Origin of the sequence: Staphylococcus sp. HMSC077D08 (genome assembly GCF_001837945.1) — a bacterium.
GTDB classification, from domain to species: Bacteria; Bacillota; Bacilli; order Staphylococcales; family Staphylococcaceae; genus Staphylococcus; species Staphylococcus epidermidis.
Window position 1 is genome coordinate 5932 of record NZ_KV834817.1, and the last position, 251, is coordinate 6182.

The window sequence follows — 251 nt, forward strand, 5'->3', positions numbered from 1 at the left end:
CCAGGGTATAATTTACAAATAGCGACAAATTCCCAATTTGTTTTATCTTATAATGTGTATCAAAATCCAACGGATACTAGAACGATGATTCCATTTTTAAATTCAATTCAAGAGACCTACGGTCATTTACCTGAATATATTGTAGCTGATGCAGGTTATGGTAGTGAATCAAATTATAAGGCAATTATAGATGACTTTAATCGAACGCCACTCATAACATATGGAATGTTTATAAAAGATAAAACTAAAAA

At 30.3% G+C, this 251-nt stretch carries 1 pseudogene; it reads left to right on the forward strand.

Features of this window, described 5'->3' with window-relative positions:
- Positions 1-251 (forward strand): annotated as a pseudogene (locus tag HMPREF2663_RS13230) (transposase); the annotation flags it as partial.